General features: G+C 55.0%; 14 protein-coding genes. 7 read left to right on the forward strand and 7 right to left on the reverse strand.

Annotated features, from left to right (window positions below):
* Positions 1–83: 83 nt before the first annotated feature.
* Positions 84–497 carry a small heat shock chaperone IbpA gene (gene ibpA, locus ACEQFP_RS05915; RefSeq protein WP_005291098.1) on the reverse strand — a complete coding sequence of 138 codons (414 nt, stop codon included), beginning with the start codon at positions 495–497 and terminating at the stop codon, positions 84–86.
* 286 nt (positions 498–783) lie between these two features.
* On the opposite strand from ibpA, the gene ACEQFP_RS05920 reads away from it, so the two are divergent.
* On the forward strand, positions 784–1,128 hold the full coding sequence (locus ACEQFP_RS05920; protein WP_005295667.1) for a YceK/YidQ family lipoprotein: 345 nt from the start codon (positions 784–786) through the stop codon (positions 1,126–1,128).
* Positions 1,129–1,135: 7 nt separating this feature from the next.
* Here the strand turns inward: ACEQFP_RS05920 and ACEQFP_RS05925 are convergent, their stop codons facing one another.
* From ACEQFP_RS05925 to dnaA, 6 genes are all read right to left on the reverse strand, one after another.
* A complete protein-coding gene (locus ACEQFP_RS05925; protein WP_005295669.1) occupies positions 1,136–2,434 on the reverse strand; it encodes a DUF3748 domain-containing protein in 1,299 nt (432 codons plus the stop codon).
* Between the two features lie 80 nt (positions 2,435–2,514).
* Positions 2,515–3,333, reverse strand: a complete 819-nt coding sequence (gene yidA, locus ACEQFP_RS05930; protein ID WP_005291111.1) for a sugar-phosphatase — start codon at positions 3,331–3,333, stop codon at positions 2,515–2,517.
* A gap of 89 nt (positions 3,334–3,422) precedes the next feature.
* Positions 3,423–5,837 (reverse strand): DNA topoisomerase (ATP-hydrolyzing) subunit B, encoded by a 2,415-nt coding sequence (gene gyrB, locus ACEQFP_RS05935; RefSeq protein ID WP_035596291.1) that lies wholly within the window; start codon positions 5,835–5,837, stop codon positions 3,423–3,425.
* Between the two features lie 43 nt (positions 5,838–5,880).
* A complete protein-coding gene (gene recF, locus ACEQFP_RS05940; protein WP_035596349.1) occupies positions 5,881–6,957 on the reverse strand; it encodes a DNA replication/repair protein RecF in 1,077 nt (358 codons plus the stop codon).
* 82 nt (positions 6,958–7,039) lie between these two features.
* Positions 7,040–8,140 (reverse strand): DNA polymerase III subunit beta, encoded by a 1,101-nt coding sequence (gene dnaN, locus ACEQFP_RS05945; RefSeq protein ID WP_005291121.1) that lies wholly within the window; start codon positions 8,138–8,140, stop codon positions 7,040–7,042.
* A 24-nt stretch (positions 8,141–8,164) separates the two neighbouring features.
* The gene (gene dnaA / locus ACEQFP_RS05950; RefSeq protein WP_068870257.1) at positions 8,165–9,556 is read right to left on the reverse strand and encodes a chromosomal replication initiator protein DnaA; all 1,392 of its coding nucleotides are present in this window, start codon (positions 9,554–9,556) and stop codon (positions 8,165–8,167) included.
* Positions 9,557–10,283: 727 nt separating this feature from the next.
* On the opposite strand from dnaA, the gene rpmH reads away from it, so the two are divergent.
* The 6 genes from rpmH (at position 10,284) to ACEQFP_RS05980 (ending at position 15,456) form a co-directional block, all read left to right on the forward strand.
* Entirely contained in the window at positions 10,284–10,424 is a 141-nt protein-coding gene (rpmH, locus tag ACEQFP_RS05955; protein ID WP_005291132.1) for a 50S ribosomal protein L34, read from the forward strand.
* Positions 10,425–10,441: 17 nt separating this feature from the next.
* Positions 10,442–10,801 carry a ribonuclease P protein component gene (gene rnpA / locus ACEQFP_RS05960; RefSeq protein WP_005295677.1) on the forward strand — a complete coding sequence of 120 codons (360 nt, stop codon included), beginning with the start codon at positions 10,442–10,444 and terminating at the stop codon, positions 10,799–10,801.
* Positions 10,765–11,019 carry a membrane protein insertion efficiency factor YidD gene (gene yidD / locus ACEQFP_RS05965; RefSeq protein WP_071523913.1) on the forward strand — a complete coding sequence of 85 codons (255 nt, stop codon included), beginning with the start codon at positions 10,765–10,767 and terminating at the stop codon, positions 11,017–11,019. The genes rnpA and yidD overlap by 37 nt, the downstream gene beginning before the upstream one ends.
* Position 11,020: 1 nt before the next feature.
* A complete protein-coding gene (gene yidC, locus ACEQFP_RS05970; RefSeq protein ID WP_005295679.1) occupies positions 11,021–12,646 on the forward strand; it encodes a membrane protein insertase YidC in 1,626 nt (541 codons plus the stop codon).
* Positions 12,647–12,758: 112 nt separating this feature from the next.
* Positions 12,759–14,123, forward strand: coding sequence for a tRNA uridine-5-carboxymethylaminomethyl(34) synthesis GTPase MnmE (gene mnmE, locus ACEQFP_RS05975; protein ID WP_035595519.1), 1,365 nt, complete (start codon positions 12,759–12,761; stop codon positions 14,121–14,123).
* A 163-nt stretch (positions 14,124–14,286) separates the two neighbouring features.
* Positions 14,287–15,456: a site-specific integrase gene (locus tag ACEQFP_RS05980; RefSeq protein ID WP_270818450.1), complete on the forward strand. Its 1,170-nt coding sequence runs from the start codon at positions 14,287–14,289 to the stop codon at positions 15,454–15,456.
* The last annotated feature ends 118 nt before the right edge of the window (positions 15,457–15,574 follow it).

Genomic DNA, 15,574 nt, shown 5'->3' on the forward strand with positions numbered 1-15,574 from the left:
GATGTTAATAATCCCAGGCGGCATAATTTCCACCTGTATTGCCCCCAAAGGCAGGCAAGAATAAATCTGTCAGTTGCTATCGCTTATTTAATGGCGATCTTCCGCGCCTGCTGAGACTCAGGGACAATGCGCTCAAGGTCGATAAATAATAGCCCATTCTCTAGCCGTGCGCCTTTTATCTGAATATGCTCGGCCAGTTGGAATTTACGCTCAAAGTTACGCTCGGCAATGCCTTGATACAGGTAGCTACGCGGCTTCTCACTCGCAGCACGAGATCCTTTTACAATCAACGTATTAGTATGAGCGGTAATCTCAAGATCTTGCTCAGCAAAACCTGCAACGGCGATAGCAATACGGTAGTGGTTGTCATCTACCAGCTCGACGTTATACGGAGGATATCCTCCATTACTATTATTTTGCCCCGACTCGATCAGGTTAAATAAACGATCGAATCCAATAGCCGAACGATACAACGGCGCCAGATCAAAATTACGCATACAACATGCCTCCTAAACAATTCAGCGAGGATGGAATAATCTTCCTAACGGACAGATTGATAAAATGAATACCCAATCGGCATACTCATCATTACTCTGTTTATAAAATGGCGACGCGATCCACTTTTTCAAGAGGAGGATAGAAAAATTTATTGCACCACACAAATTGATAAAATTTTCATCCAAAGCAAACACGCCGCAGACGTTCCGGTATATGCTACATGACATCACACCCCCAGCGAGGCATGCTGGCAGAGGGAAACTAGCCCAGGATGAGATCATGACTATGCCCTTAGGCGTGCGCCAAATCACGCTCCTGTTGACCGGGAGCCTCCTGTTACTCGGCAGCGGATGCTCCAGCGTCATGACGCGCGTCGGCCCCAATCAGGGCTACTATGCGGGGACCAAGAACGATATTGAGATGATCCAGAGCGAAGAGAGCGGCTGGGCCATGCGTCCACTGCTGGCGCTGGATCTCCCCCTGTCTGCTGTCGCCGATACCCTGCTGTTGCCTTACGACTACTACCGTGCCGACGATGACCCAACCAAAGAGTCGCCACGCGCACGCGTGCTACGCGCCGAGCAAGCCAGCGCCGCCCAGATGGCACCGCTGGCCACACAGGCAGACTAACCCCTCGTCACTCATCGTCAACGGTTAGACGAGCAGCAAAAATTTGCGGCCAACCGTCGATCTCCCGCATGTAGGCGACCCAATGGCCATCGGGTGATGGTACTACCGCCTCGGCGCAGGGAGGCTGAGCGCTGCGCGCCGTCACCCGAGCGACCGCCCCGCTCGCCACATCGCAACGCACCACACTGTTATCCATCACCATCAGGATCGAGCGGCCATCCGGGTGCCAGTTGAACGCGGATTGAACGTCATGCTCGCCCCGCGTGATCTGGCGGGCCTCACCACCATTAGGTGAGATCAGCCACAACTGCACCACTCCCTGCTCATCGCTCATGAGGAAGGCGATGGCACTGCCATCGGGGGAACTACGCACCCAATGGCGTGGTGTCGTTGCCAGGCCTGGATGACGCCGATCATGGGTAAAGGTTAGCCGACGTTGGCGGATGCCCGCTGGCGGCGCAGGAAGCGTACGTGACGTTCCCTGCAACGGTCGGTCGCCAGCGCAGCGATAAGCCGCCATCTCCGCCGGCAGGTCGACAATAAACAGCTCTGCGACTCGGGAACCATCCCGCGCCAAAGTATCTCCGATGAATGCCAGTGCCCAACGTTGCTGCTGGCCATTCTCCTTGAGGTAGCCCTGCTGACCGACCCATGCCTCTTCATAAGCCCGGGTAATATCATCACTACCAGGACGCGGTGTGGGTGTTGTCTCACTGACCAGTACGCAGAAGTGGCTGCCGTCATACTCGCGTGGATGCCGTTTCTCTACCTGTACCGGCCCCATCGGCAAGGCTATCCCGATGTTACGCTGATCGCGCTCAGGGCAATGCTCGTGCATCACATGATCGTTATAGGTGAAGCTCAGACGCGAACCATCCGGGCTGAAGACATGCACATGAGAGCCGCCGCGTAGGGCGCCGGGGAGATAGGGTGCGGTGATCGCTAACGCGTCCAAGGTCTCCGCGTGACCAGGATGCTCGGCACTGACGATGACGCCGCGTCGATGATGGAAGTCATACTGCCACTGCGCATCGGGATGCTCTGGACCATGAATAAAAACATAGCGTTCCGGCAATGTCGGTGCCACCGTAACCACGCCGACACCGGCGCCGTCAGCGGCACGATAGAGTACCTCACAGCGCCCATCCGGTACGCTGACCCGCTCGATGGTCACACCGCTAAACGAGGCGGTGTGCGGGCGGACATCGTAAGCAACCCAGCGGCTATCTGGGGTCCAGATGCCGCTATTGGTCAACTGATGCCCGCGGGCATCGTGGGTAAGCTGTAACTCTGAAGGATGATGCATAGGAGCGAGCCTCTTGGCAGCCTAGTTTCCTTCAGCATAAACCAGGCGCCACGACGAGACGATGGTTTTATCTCGCCGAATCAGGCGGCATTAAGCACCCACTGCCGAATCGCCTGCGCTACCCCATCTTCACGGTTACTGGCCGTCACATACTGCGCCGCCGCCAGAATAGCCGCATCGGCATTCCCCATCGCGACCCCCAGACCGGCATACTCAATCATCGCCAAGTCATTGCCATGATCGCCAATGCACATCACCGACTGACGCTCAATACCCAGATGCTGTGCCAGGCGGGCGATCCCTTTCCCCTTATCCACATCGCGATGCAGAATCTCCAAGAAGAAGGGGCTGCTGCGCAGCAAGGTATAGCGCTGGAAGACTGAAGAGGGGATGCGGGCTATTGCCGCTTCCAACACCTCGGGATGATCGATCATCATCATCTTAGGAAAACGCAACGTCGGATCCATCGACTCGGCCGGGCAAAAGTGCAGTGGGATGCCGGTGATAAAGGCCTCATGTACCGTATACTTGCTGATGTCACGGTTAGCGGTAAACAGACGCCCAGCGTCCAGAGCGTGGAAGTGGCTGCCCACCTCACGCGCCAACGCCTCAAGGTAACGGTAATCGTCATAATCTAATGAGGTCTCGAAGAGGACCTCACCGCTATCGGCATGAACGACCAGCCCCCCATTGTTGCACAGGCAATACTCTCCGGCGGTATCCAACGCCAGCTCCTGGAGATAACGTTGTACACCCACCAATGGGCGCCCGGTGGCCAATACCACGCGCACCCCCTGCCGACGCGCGGCGGCAATAGCCTCTTGCACCGCGGGTGTGATTTCCCGCGCGTCGTTCAACAAGGTTCCATCGAGGTCGATGGCGATCAGTTTTATTGGCATGATTAACTCCCTTATTCGATGCTCACTGGCTACTGCATAGCAAAAGGGGACGTTCCCGTCCCCTTGAATATCGACTCGACTTTACGCGATTAGAAGTCCAGGTTGGCGGCCTTCAACGCGTTCTCTTCGATAAAGGCACGACGTGGCTCGACCGCATCGCCCATCAGCGTCGTGAACAGCTGGTCGGCAGCGACCGCGTCTTTGATCGTCACGCGCAACATACGACGCCCCTCCGGATCCATGGTGGTTTCCCACAACTGCTCCGGGTTCATTTCGCCCAGCCCTTTATAACGCTGAATAGCCAGGCCGCGTCGTGACTCTTTCACCAACCAATCCAATGCCTGTTCGAAACTGGCGACGGGTTGACGACGCTCGCCGCGCTCGACGAAGGCACTCTCTTCCACTAAGCCGCGTAACTTGTCACCGAGGGTACAGATACGGCGATATTCGGCGCCGTGAACAAAGTCGAAATCGAAGAGGTAGTCGGTGTCGACCCCGTGAGTACGCACGCGTACCGCCGGTTCAAACATCTGACGCTCACGATTTTCCACGATCTGGACGCTATAGACGCTGCCATGCTGCTCTTTCTCATTCAGCGTCGTGACCAGCGTGCCAATCCACTGCTCAACCGCCGCCTGATCGCTCAGATCGGCCTCGCTCAGGGTCGGCTGATAGATCAGCTGATTCAGCACCGCCTTGGGATAACGGCGCTCCATACGACCGATCAGCTTCTGTACCTGATAGTGTTCAGCGACCAGCTTCTCCAACGGCTCGCCCGCGAGCGCCGGAGCGGCCGCATTGGTATGCAGGGCGGCACCATCTAAGGCGATGGCGATCTGATATTGATCCATCGCCTCGTCGTCTTTGATGTACTGCTCCTGTTTCCCCTTCTTCACCTTATACAGGGGCGGTTGGGCGATATAGACATGACCTCGCTCGATGATCTCCGGCATCTGACGATAGAAGAAGGTCAACAACAGGGTACGAATGTGCGAGCCGTCGACATCAGCATCGGTCATGATGATGATGCTGTGATAACGCAGCTTGTCAGGGTTGTACTCATCCCGACCGATGCCACAACCCAACGCGGTGATCAGCGTCGCGACCTCCTGCGAGGAGAGCATCTTGTCGAAACGCGCCTTCTCGACGTTAAGGATCTTACCCTTCAGCGGCAGGATGGCCTGATTCTTACGGTTACGCCCCTGCTTAGCAGAGCCGCCCGCCGAGTCCCCTTCCACCAGGTAGAGTTCGGAATGTGCCGGATCGCGCTCCTGGCAATCTGCCAGCTTACCGGGCAGCCCGGCCAGATCCAGGGCCCCCTTACGGCGCGTCATCTCACGCGCTTTACGCGCGGCTTCACGAGCACGGGCAGCATCGATGATCTTGCCGACCACGATCTTGGCGTCATTCGGGTTTTCCAACAGGTACTCGGCCAGTCGCTCGTTCATCAGCGACTCGACGGCCGACTTCACCTCTGAGGAGACCAGCTTATCCTTAGTCTGCGAGGAGAACTTGGGATCTGGCACCTTCACAGATACCACGGCGATCAACCCTTCACGTGCATCGTCACCGGTGGCGGAGATCTTGTTCTTCTTGGTGTAGCCTTCACTCTCCATATAGCTGTTCAGGGTGCGGGTCATCGCCGCCCGGAAGCCCGCCAAATGGGTCCCGCCATCACGCTGCGGAATGTTGTTCGTGAAGCAATAGATGTTCTCTTGGAAACCGTCGTTCCACTGTAGCGCCACCTCGACACCAATGTCGTCTTTCATGGTCGAGAAGTAGAACACGTTCGGATGGATCGGCGTCTTATTCTTGTTAAGGTACTCGACAAACGCCTTAATCCCACCCTCATAGTGGAAATGGTCTTCACGATCATTGCGCTTGTCGCGCAGGCGAATGGAAACCCCAGAGTTAAGGAACGACAGCTCGCGCAGGCGTTTGGCCAGGATGTCATACTGGAACTCGACCACGTTGCTAAAGGTTTGCATGCTCGGCCAGAAACGCACCCGGGTTCCGGTCTGCTCGGTATCACCGACCATCTTCAACGGCGCCGCTGGCACGCCATGATGGTAGATCTGCTCATGAACATGGCCATCGCGGCGGATCACCAGTTCCAACTTCTCGGACAGCGCGTTTACCACGGAAACGCCCACGCCATGCAGACCACCGGAAACCTTGTAGGAGTTGTCGTCGAACTTACCCCCGGCATGCAGCACGGTCATGATGACTTCGGCGGCGGAAACCCCCTCTTCCGGGTGGATCCCTGTCGGGATACCGCGCCCGTCATCCTGCACGGAGACAGAGTTATCACTGTGAATGGTGACGATGATATCTTTGCAATAACCAGCGAGCGCTTCGTCAATCGCGTTATCCACCACCTCAAACACCATGTGGTGCAGACCTGTACCGTCATCGGTATCCCCGATGTACATGCCCGGGCGCTTACGAACGGCATCCAGCCCTTTTAATACCTTGATACTTGAGGAGTCATACGTATTTGACATCAGCCTTTCTCGCTCATTGGATAACTATCGTAATAAATCGAATCTAAACGGCTATTTTACCCTGTTCTACGCGGAACATCTTGCCCTTTTCATCAACCATGTCGCCGACCTGATCGGCATTGACCGCACTGACAAACACCTGTGCACCGGTACTTTTCAACCGTTCGGCCAACAAACGGCGCCGACCGGCATCCAGCTCCGAGGCGAAATCATCGATCAGATAGAGGCATTGGCGGCCACTGTGACGCGTCAGGTATTCCCCCTGCGCCAAACGCAGGGCGCACATCAACAGCTTTAACTGGCCACGCGATAGCAGATCTTCGACCGGCGTCCCATCGGCACGAATACGAAAATCCGCCTTATGCGGCCCTAACGCGGTATAGGTGAGCGCGCGATCGCGCTCAAAGTGACGCTCCAGCAATTCGCCATACTCACTCTCTCGATCCCAGCCACGCATAAACGAGAAGGATAGTGCATACTCAGGCAAAAACTGGCTACATGTCGCCGCGATATCCTGCGCGATAGCCTCACTATAGGCCGCACGCAGGGCACTGACCTTATTGGCTAGCGGCACCAACTCCTGATCCCAGGGACGGATTTGGGCATAACGCGTCACTTGGCGTAACGCGGCGTTACGCTGTTTGAGAAGGCGGCGGAGATTGCTCCAGGCGGTAAAAAAATCTCCATCACCGTGGAAACAGCCCCAATCAAGGAAGGCTCGCCGATATTTGGGCCCCCCATTAAGCAACGTGAACCCTTCCGGCGTAATCAGCTGCATCGGCAGCATCTGTGCCAGCTCGGCCACCTTATGACCATCACTGCCATCGATGCGTACCTTACTGTCGCCCTGGCGATTCTTACTTAATCCCACCGCCCATTCTCGCTCGCCACCCGCATCGATCCGTCCATGTAAGATGAACGTGGCACAGTCATGACGGATCACTCTCCCAGCCTGCTGGCTACGAAAGGCTCGACCATGTCCCAAAGTATAGATGGCCTCCAAGACACTGGTCTTGCCGCTACCATTGGCACCGACGAGGAAATTGAACCCGCTCGAGGGCGCCAGATCGGCACTCTCGATATTGCGAAAATCGCGGATCATCAGACGAGTCAACGCCATGCGCACCATCCCTCTGAGCACGGCGCTCCTCTCCTGCGAGGCGACACCGCCAACGTACGCACAATGTCAATGACCCACATGATCACAGACGCATCGGCATCACGACATAGACCGCCGCCTGGCTGGCGGCATCTTCGATCTGCACGCTGGATACCGCATCCGTCAACATCATCACCACACGCTCACACTTCAGCGCATTGAGGACATCCAGCACATAACTGACGTTGAACCCAATCTCCAGATCGCTGCCGGGATAATTGACATCCAGCAACTCTTCCGCCTCTTCCTGCTCGGGGTTATTCGCGGTGATCTTAAGCTGGTTATGACTGACATGCAGACGCACCCCACGGAATTTCTCGTTCGAGAGAATCGCCGCCCGGGCGAAGGCCTGCTTCAATTCATCACAGCCAGCTTCAAGCGTTTTATCGGGGTTTTTCGGTAATACGCGGCGATAATCTGGGAAACGACCGTCAACGAGCTTAGAGGTGAAGATAAAGCCACCGACGTGTGCTCGCAGGTTGTTGCTGCCGATCTGCAAGCGCAACGGCGTCTCACCCCCATCCAGGAGTCGCATCAGCTCGATGACCCCTTTACGCGGCACGATCACCGAATGGTGCGGCAGACTTTGACCGATAGGCATCGAACACACGGCCAGACGATGGCCGTCTGTCGCCACGGTACGTAGCTCTTCTCCCTCGGTCTCGAACAACATACCGTTCAGATAGTAGCGTACATCCTGGTGGGCCATCGAGAATTGAGTGGCCTCGATCAGGCGCTTCAGGGTCGCCTGCGGTAGGGTAAACTCGACCTCACTCTGCCAGTCATCCAGATTGGGGAAGTCCGCCGCTGGCAATGTTGACAGGGAGAAACGACTACGCCCAGAGCGCACCAGCATGCGATCGCCATCCAGCGCTACCGAAATCTCGGCGCCGTCCGGCAAGCCGCGACAAATATCCAAAAACTTGCGCGCCGGTACGGTGGTCGCCCCCGCTTCATGGGGCTGTGACAGCGGCACTCGGGCCACCATCTCCATCTCCAGGTCAGTGCCGGTCAGCGACAGATGGCCATCTTCCACCTGCAGCAACAGGTTACCCAGGATCGGCAACGTAGGACGGCCGCCCAGCGGACTGCTCACCTGTTGCAACGGCTTGATAAGATGCTCACGCTCAACAATAAATTTCATATCGCTACGATGACTGTTAGGTAATTAGGATGACAACGTTCTGATTAGATTTGAAAAATCTTCTTTGATGTCGTGGCTCTCTTCCCGCAGTTGCTCGATCTTACGGCAGGCATGCAGTACCGTGGTATGGTCACGGCCACCAAAGGCATCCCCGATCTCCGGCAGACTGTGGTTGGTCAACTCCTTGGCCAAGGCCATCGCCATTTGACGTGGACGCGCGACCGAGCGGGAACGGCGCTTGGAAAGCAGATCCGCCACTTTAATTTTGTAATACTCCGCCACCGTCTTCTGAATGTTATCGATGGTGACCAGTTTTTCTTGCAGTGCTAGCAGATCTCGCAGCGCCTCACGCACAAAATCGATGGTGATCGCGCGTCCTGTGAAGTTAGCATTAGCAATCACGCGGTTCAGTGCACCCTCCAACTCACGCACATTGGAACGCAGACGTTTGGCAATGAAGAACGCCACCTCACCCGGCAAGCGGATGTCGTTCTCGTCGGCCTTCTTCATCAAGATGGCGACGCGCGTCTCCAACTCCGGTGGCTCGATGGCGACCGTCAATCCCCAGCCGAAGCGGGATTTCAGACGATCCTCGACCCCATTAATCTCTTTAGGATAGCGGTCGGAGGTCAAGATGATCTGTTGATTGCCTTCCAGCAGCGCGTTGAAGGTATGGAAAAACTCCTCCTGCGAACGCTCTTTGTTGGCGAAAAACTGAATATCATCAATCAATAATGCGTCGACGGAGCGGTAGTAACGCTTAAACTCTTCGATCGCGTTGTTCTGCAACGCTTTCACCATATCCTGTACGAAGCGCTCGGAATGCATGTAGACCACCTTAGCATTGGGCTTACGCGCCATGATGCCATTGCCCACAGCGTGTAACAGGTGAGTCTTACCTAAACCGGTGCCGCCATACAAGAACAGTGGGTTGTAAGCCCCGCCTGGGTTATCCGCCACCTGACGCGCCGCCGCGCGCGCCAATTGGTTAGACTTACCCTCGACGAAGTTATCGAAGGTGTGCTTTGGATTCACATTCGAGCGGTAAGAGAGCTCAGGCTGCGCTGCCACGCGCTCCCAGCTCGGGCGAGTCGGGCTAGTGGCCCGTACGCTGGTGGGTGCCGGACTGGCGCCATTACCCACGTGATGGTTCACTACGCTCGGCGCCGCTGGCTTGCTGCCGACCTCGAAACGTAAAACAGGAGCGTCCGCACCGCAAAAGTCGTTGAGTAGTCCATTGATATTATTTAAATATTTATCACGAACCCAATCGAGAACAAAGCGGTTGGGCGCATACAGCGCCAGCGTGTTGTCACTGAGCTCCGCCTGAAGAGGACGGATCCACATGCTGAATTCTGTGGCAGGTAACTCATCCTGCAATCGGGCAAGACACTGCTGCCAAAGCGAAAGTGACACGGCGGACTCCACTCGAACAAAGATAAATAAGAAATGATTAGGATACTCAGAGTTTTTTCATTACCGGAAGTGCAGTCGATAACCCGCGACACGCAATGCGTCCGGATCCCAACAGGGAGGCGGGGATCATAAACAGGTTACCCACAACTTGACCACTTCCTGGTCACCGCTTGCGCGGACTTTTCGCACAACCGCTTTCCCGTAGTGGGGATCGCGATCAGGATGGCGGATCATAGCCTAAACCACACAGAAGATCCTCTTCTTCTGCACAGAATCGATCCTTTTTATCCACAGTCCCTGACGAAACCAATGATGGATTATCTCTTTTTCTATCCACTATAGCGTTAGTAATGACACAAAGTAGGGAATTTCAGAGAAACCGTCGCGCGGCGACGCACCGATCCGAGGATCGACACAAGGATCACACTAAGATCCTTGCGCTTTGATAGGGAGTCCGTATAATTTGCCACCCACGCGTTACGCCTGCGTTCTGTTGCCGGAAACGCAGTATCCCAACCCTCCGGAAGGTTAGGTGTGACGGTGAGAGGCGGGTTTACCCGTCTGAGCTCAGGTGAGCTGCTTGGCATAAGTCAATTGACTCAGGACTGTACAATTATTACAATCCTGCCTCTTTAATATATGCGATTGAGGCGTCGGTCGTTCTCACGTCGAGTAGCCAAACGCGTTTACTGATCAGTAATTATTTAAAGTTTAGGTAGAAATCGCTATGAAACGCACTTTCCAACCGTCCGTATTGAAACGCAACCGTACCCACGGTTTCCGTGCTCGTATGGCAACCAAAAACGGCCGTCAGGTTCTTGCCCGTCGCCGCGCTAAAGGCCGCGCTCGTCTGACCGTAGCCGGTTAATTTAGCTGACCAGATTAGTGGTTAAGCTAAGTTTTCCTAGGGAGTTACGTTTGTTAACTCCCAATCACTTCAATTTCGTCTTCCAGCAACCGCAACGAGCCGGTACGCCCCAACTTACCATTCTCGGCCGTATGAACTCGCTGGGGTATCCCCGCATCGGTCTTACTGTCGCCAAAAAACATGTCAAACGCGCTCATGAGCGTAACCGCATCAAGCGTCTGACACGTGAAAGTTTCCGCTTGCGTCAGCATTCGCTGCCAGCCATGGACTTTGTGGTAATCGTCAAAAAGGGCGTTCAGGAACTCGATAATCGGGCGCTGACAGAGATGTTGGAAAAATTATGGCGTCGCCATTGTCGCCAGGTTCGCGCCTCCTGATTACGCTGATACGAGGTTATCAGCGTTTCATCAGTCCGCTACTTGGGCCACACTGTCGCTTCCATCCCACCTGCTCGCAATACGGAATTGAGGCATTGCGCAGGTTTGGAATGGTAAAAGGCAGTTGGTTGACACTGAAACGCGTATTAAAATGCCACCCTTTGAACCCAGGTGGCGATGATCCCGTGCCGCCGAAAACCAATAACAGAGAACATTAAGATGGATTCGCAACGTAATCTATTCCTCGTCGCTCTGCTGTTCGTGTCCTTCTTAATCTGGCAGGCCTGGCAGACGGACCACAATCCGCAGCCGGTCGCTCAGACAGCAGGACAGAGCGTCAGCGACGCCGCTAGCCAAGCAGTACCGGAAAGCGGCCAGGGTAAGCTTATTACGGTTAAGACCGATGTACTGGCTTTGACCATCAACACCCGCGGTGGTGACATCGAGCAGGCCGATCTGTTGGCCTATCCGGCTACTCTGGGCTCAAATACCCCATTCCAACTGCTGGAAACCACACCACAGTTTATCTATCAGGCTCAGAGCGGTCTGACGGGTAAAAGTGGCCCGGACAATCCGGCCAATGGTCCGCGCCCGCTGTATAACGCGAACCAAACCAGCTATGAGATGCTGCCGGGACAGGATGAGTTACGTATTCCGTTGACTTATACCGCACCGAACGGCGTCGTCTATACCAAGACCTTCGTACTCAAGCGCAATGACTATGCCATCGCCGTTGACTACAAGGTGAAGAACGACAGCCACGAGGCGCTGGATCTGACCCTGTTCGGTCAGCTTAAGCAGTCTGTCGATCTGCCGAAACACCGCGATACCGGTAGCAGCAACTTTGCGCTGCACACCTTCCGCGGCGCGGCCTACTCCTCCAGCGATGACAAGTATCAGAAGTACAGCTTCAGCGATATCGAAGACAAGAACCTGAACGTGCAGACTAAAGGCGGCTGGGTCGCCATGCTGCAACAGTACTTCGCCACCGCGTGGATCCCACATGACAGCGGCGTGAATACCTTCTATACCGCTAACCTAGGCAATGGCCAGGCGGCTATCGGTTACAAGGCACCGTCTGTCAGCGTTGCACCGAACACCGAACAGGTTCTCAGCACCACCCTGTGGGTCGGCCCTGAACTGCAAAGCGACATGGCTGCCGTGGCTCCACACCTCGATTTAACGGTGGATTACGGTTGGCTGTGGTTTATCTCTCAGCCGCTGTTCAAACTGCTGCAGCTGATCCACAGCTTCGTCGGTAACTGGGGCTTCGCGATCATCATCATCACCTTCATCGTACGTGGCATCATGTACCCGCTGACCAAGGCGCAGTACACCTCGATGGCCAAGATGCGTATGCTGCAACCCAAGTTGCAGGCGATGCGTGAGCGTATCGGTGACGACAAACAGCGCATGAGCCAAGAGATGATGGCGCTGTATAAGGCAGAGAAGGTTAACCCGCTGGGCGGCTGCTTCCCGCTGCTGATCCAGATGCCAATCTTCCTGGCTCTGTACTACATGCTGATGGGCTCTGTCGAGCTGCGTCAGGCGCCGTTTGCCCTGTGGATCCATGACTTGGCCGCGCCGGACCCGTACTACATCCTACCGATCCTGATGGGCGTGACCATGTTCTTCATCCAGAAGATGTCACCGACCACCGTCACCGATCCGATGCAGCAGAAGATCATGACCTTTATGCCGGTTATCTTTACTGTCTTCTTCCTGTGGTTCCCGTCCGGTCTGGTGCTGTACTATATCGTCAGCAACCTGGTAACCATCATCCAGCAGCAGCTGATCTACCGCGGTTTGGAAAAACGCGGTCTGCACAGCCGGGATAAGAAATAACCCGCGCTAACGCATGAGGTACCAGGGGGGCGGTCGGATGACCGCCCCTTTTTTCTTGTTTTCGTGCTCGCCATCTCGGGCATGCACTCAACGCCAAAAGAGAGAGAATATGATCACTCCATCCGACACCATCGTCGCCCAGGCTACCGCTCCGGGACGCGGCGGCGTAGGGATCCTGCGCGTCTCCGGCCCACAGGCTCAGGCCGTAGCCCAAGCACTCCTGGGTAAACTGCCTAAGCCGCGCTACGCCGACTACTTACCGTTTCGCGACCAGGACGGGACGTTGCTGGATCAGGGGATCGCCCTCTATTTTCCCGGGCCGAATTCCTTCACCGGTGAAGATGTGCTGGAGCTACAAGGCCACGGCGGCCCGGTGATCCTCGATCTGCTGTTGAAGCGTATCTTACAGCTGCCTGGGTTGCGTATCGCTCGCCCAGGCGAGTTCTCCGAACGCGCTTTCCTGAATGATAAGATGGATCTGGCGCAGGCTGAGGCGATCGCCGATCTGATCGATGCCAGCTCTGAGCAAGCGGCGCGTTCGGCGGTCAACTCGTTACAAGGGGTCTTTTCGGCACGCGTGAACCAACTGGTCGAGTCGCTGACTCACCTGCGGATCTACGTCGAGGCCGCCATCGACTTTCCCGATGAGGAGATCGACTTCCTCTCCGACGGTAAGATCGAGGCGCAGCTCAATGCGGTGATGCATGAACTGGCCGATGTTCGCGCCGAGGCGCGTCAGGGAAGTCTGCTACGCGAAGGTATGAAGGTGGTGATCGCCGGGCGGCCCAACGCCGGGAAATCCAGCCTACTCAACGCCCTGGCGGGGCGAGAGGCCGCCATCGTTACCGATATTGCCGGTACCACCCGTGATGTCCTGCGTGAACACATCCACATTGACGGTATGCCGTTGCATATCATCGATACCGCCGGCTTACGGGAGGCCAGCGACGAGGTGGAGCGCATCGGTATCGAACGTGCCTGGCAAGAGATCGAGCAGGCCGATCGAGTGCTGTTTATGGTCGACGGTACCACCACCGACGCTACCGATCCCGCCACTATCTGGCCCGATTTCATCGCGCGCCTGCCAGCTAGCCTGCCGATCACCGTGGTGCGCAATAAGGCCGACGTGACCGGCGAACCGTTAGGGATCAGTACAAGTCACGGCCACACGCTGGTGCGTCTGTCGGCCCGTACCGGGGCGGGTATCGATGTGCTACGCGATCACTTGAAGCAAAGCATGGGCTTTGAGACTCATCTTGAGGGGGGATTTCTGGCCCGTCGCCGCCACCTACAAGCGCTGGAGCAGGCTGCTATCCATCTCCAACAGGGTAAAGATCAGTTACTCGGTGCCATGGCCGGCGAGCTGCTCGCGGAAGAGTTACGCCTAGCCCAACAATCCCTCAGTGAGATCACCGGCGAGTTTACCTCCGACGATCTATTGGGACGCATCTTCACCAGCTTCTGCATCGGGAAGTAAAAGAGTAAAACGCATCAAACCAAATCAAAACAACATTATGATTTTAAAATGATTTTGTTTTACTTGGTGGGAAGCGATTTGAAGGGTTTTGTCGATTCTTGCGCCATGTGTGCGCCACAGATAAATTCTGGCGCACATATGGCGCACAAGATGAGAAAAACCTATGAAAATCAGCATACATAAAAGAGATCCAGATAAGAATGGCCTGCGATCTATTAGGCTTGTTTACTACTATGGTTCCAAGACCTCGGAAAACGGCTCAAGAGTTCAGAAGCGCTCATACGAGACGTTAAACCTATTCCTCTACGCCAAGCCCAAAAACGCAATTGAACGCGAGCACAACAAAACCTCATTGCAAAAAGCCGAAGCCATTCGTGCCAAGCGCCTACTGGAAACAGAATCTGCCAAACATGGCCTAGATGACCGAACCAAACTTAATGCCAGCTTCTTTGACTACTTCGATCAAATTACAGCGAGTAAAGCATCTGGTAGCAAATCCAACTACTCAATTTGGGTTTCTGCGGGCATCCATATCCGCCGTTATCACCGCCATGCAGAACTCACTTTTGAACAGGTAGATAGATACTTTTTGGAAGGGTTCCGCCATTACCTACAGCATGAGGCAATAACCAAATCAGATACCGGCCTCTCCAGAAATACCGCCTGTAGCTACTTCAATAAAATCCGGGCAGCGCTCAACCAAGCGCAACGAGACCGCATCATCAAAGATAACCCCGTTGAACAAGTCAAATCTATCAAAGCAGAAAGGACACAGCGCACTTATCTCACCCTGGATGAGGTAAAGGCCCTTGCCAAGGCAGAATGCCGTTACGATGTGCTACGGAGAGCATTTCTGTTCTCCTGCACGACAGGACTACGCTGGTCAGACATTCATAAACTAGTGTGGGGTGAAATTGAACTGTTTGCTCAAGGCCACTACCGAATCATCTTTTCCCAAAAAAAGCTCAAAAACTCGGGTACTGGCCTGCAATATCTCGACTTACCGGATTCTGCTGTACGCCTACTCAACTTGGAGAACAAAGGAAAACCTACAGAACGGGTTTTTAAGGGCTTACGTTACGATAGTTACAACAACGTAGCGCTAGTACAGTGGGCAATGCGTGCTGGGATAACCAAACACGTGACCTTTCATGCTGGTCGACACACCTTTGCTGTAAACCAACTGGCCCGTGGCCTGGACATCTACTCCCTTTCCAGATTGCTTGGTCACAGCGAGCTCAGAACGACAGAAATCTACGCAGATATTTTGGAAACCCGCCGCACAGAGGCCATGCGAACCTTTCCAGATATCTTCGATGAGTCATCTGACTAAGAACATTATTACGACTACATCTTTACCAAGAAAAGGGCACCTCGACAGTGCCCTTCATCCACCACATAAGATCGTTAGCTTTTACTACCATTCTTATCACATGTGATTTTCCGAGGTG

The sequence above is a fragment of the Edwardsiella sp. A.80236 genome, from assembly GCF_044540725.1.
GTDB classification, from domain to species: domain Bacteria; phylum Pseudomonadota; class Gammaproteobacteria; order Enterobacterales; family Enterobacteriaceae; genus Edwardsiella; species Edwardsiella tarda.

Bases quoted from the DNA above. Each gene is read 5' to 3' on its own strand.
- rpmH (WP_005291132.1), top strand. From the start codon at position 10,284: ATGAAACGCACTTTCCAACCGTCCGTATTGAAACGCAACCGTACCCAC.
- yidD (WP_071523913.1), top strand. From the start codon at position 10,765: ATGGCGTCGCCATTGTCGCCAGGTTCGCGCCTCCTGATTACGCTGATA.
- ACEQFP_RS05925 (WP_005295669.1), bottom strand. From the start codon at position 2,434: ATGCATCATCCTTCAGAGTTACAGCTTACCCACGATGCCCGCGGGCAT.
- recF (WP_035596349.1), bottom strand. From the start codon at position 6,957: ATGGCGTTGACTCGTCTGATGATCCGCGATTTTCGCAATATCGAGAGT.
- ACEQFP_RS05920 (WP_005295667.1), top strand. From the start codon at position 784: ATGCCCTTAGGCGTGCGCCAAATCACGCTCCTGTTGACCGGGAGCCTC.
- dnaN (WP_005291121.1), bottom strand. From the start codon at position 8,140: ATGAAATTTATTGTTGAGCGTGAGCATCTTATCAAGCCGTTGCAACAG.
- ibpA (WP_005291098.1), bottom strand. From the start codon at position 497: ATGCGTAATTTTGATCTGGCGCCGTTGTATCGTTCGGCTATTGGATTC.
- yidC (WP_005295679.1), top strand. From the start codon at position 11,021: ATGGATTCGCAACGTAATCTATTCCTCGTCGCTCTGCTGTTCGTGTCC.
- ACEQFP_RS05980 (WP_270818450.1), top strand. From the start codon at position 14,287: ATGAAAATCAGCATACATAAAAGAGATCCAGATAAGAATGGCCTGCGA.
- yidA (WP_005291111.1), bottom strand. From the start codon at position 3,333: ATGCCAATAAAACTGATCGCCATCGACCTCGATGGAACCTTGTTGAAC.
- gyrB (WP_035596291.1), bottom strand. From the start codon at position 5,837: ATGTCAAATACGTATGACTCCTCAAGTATCAAGGTATTAAAAGGGCTG.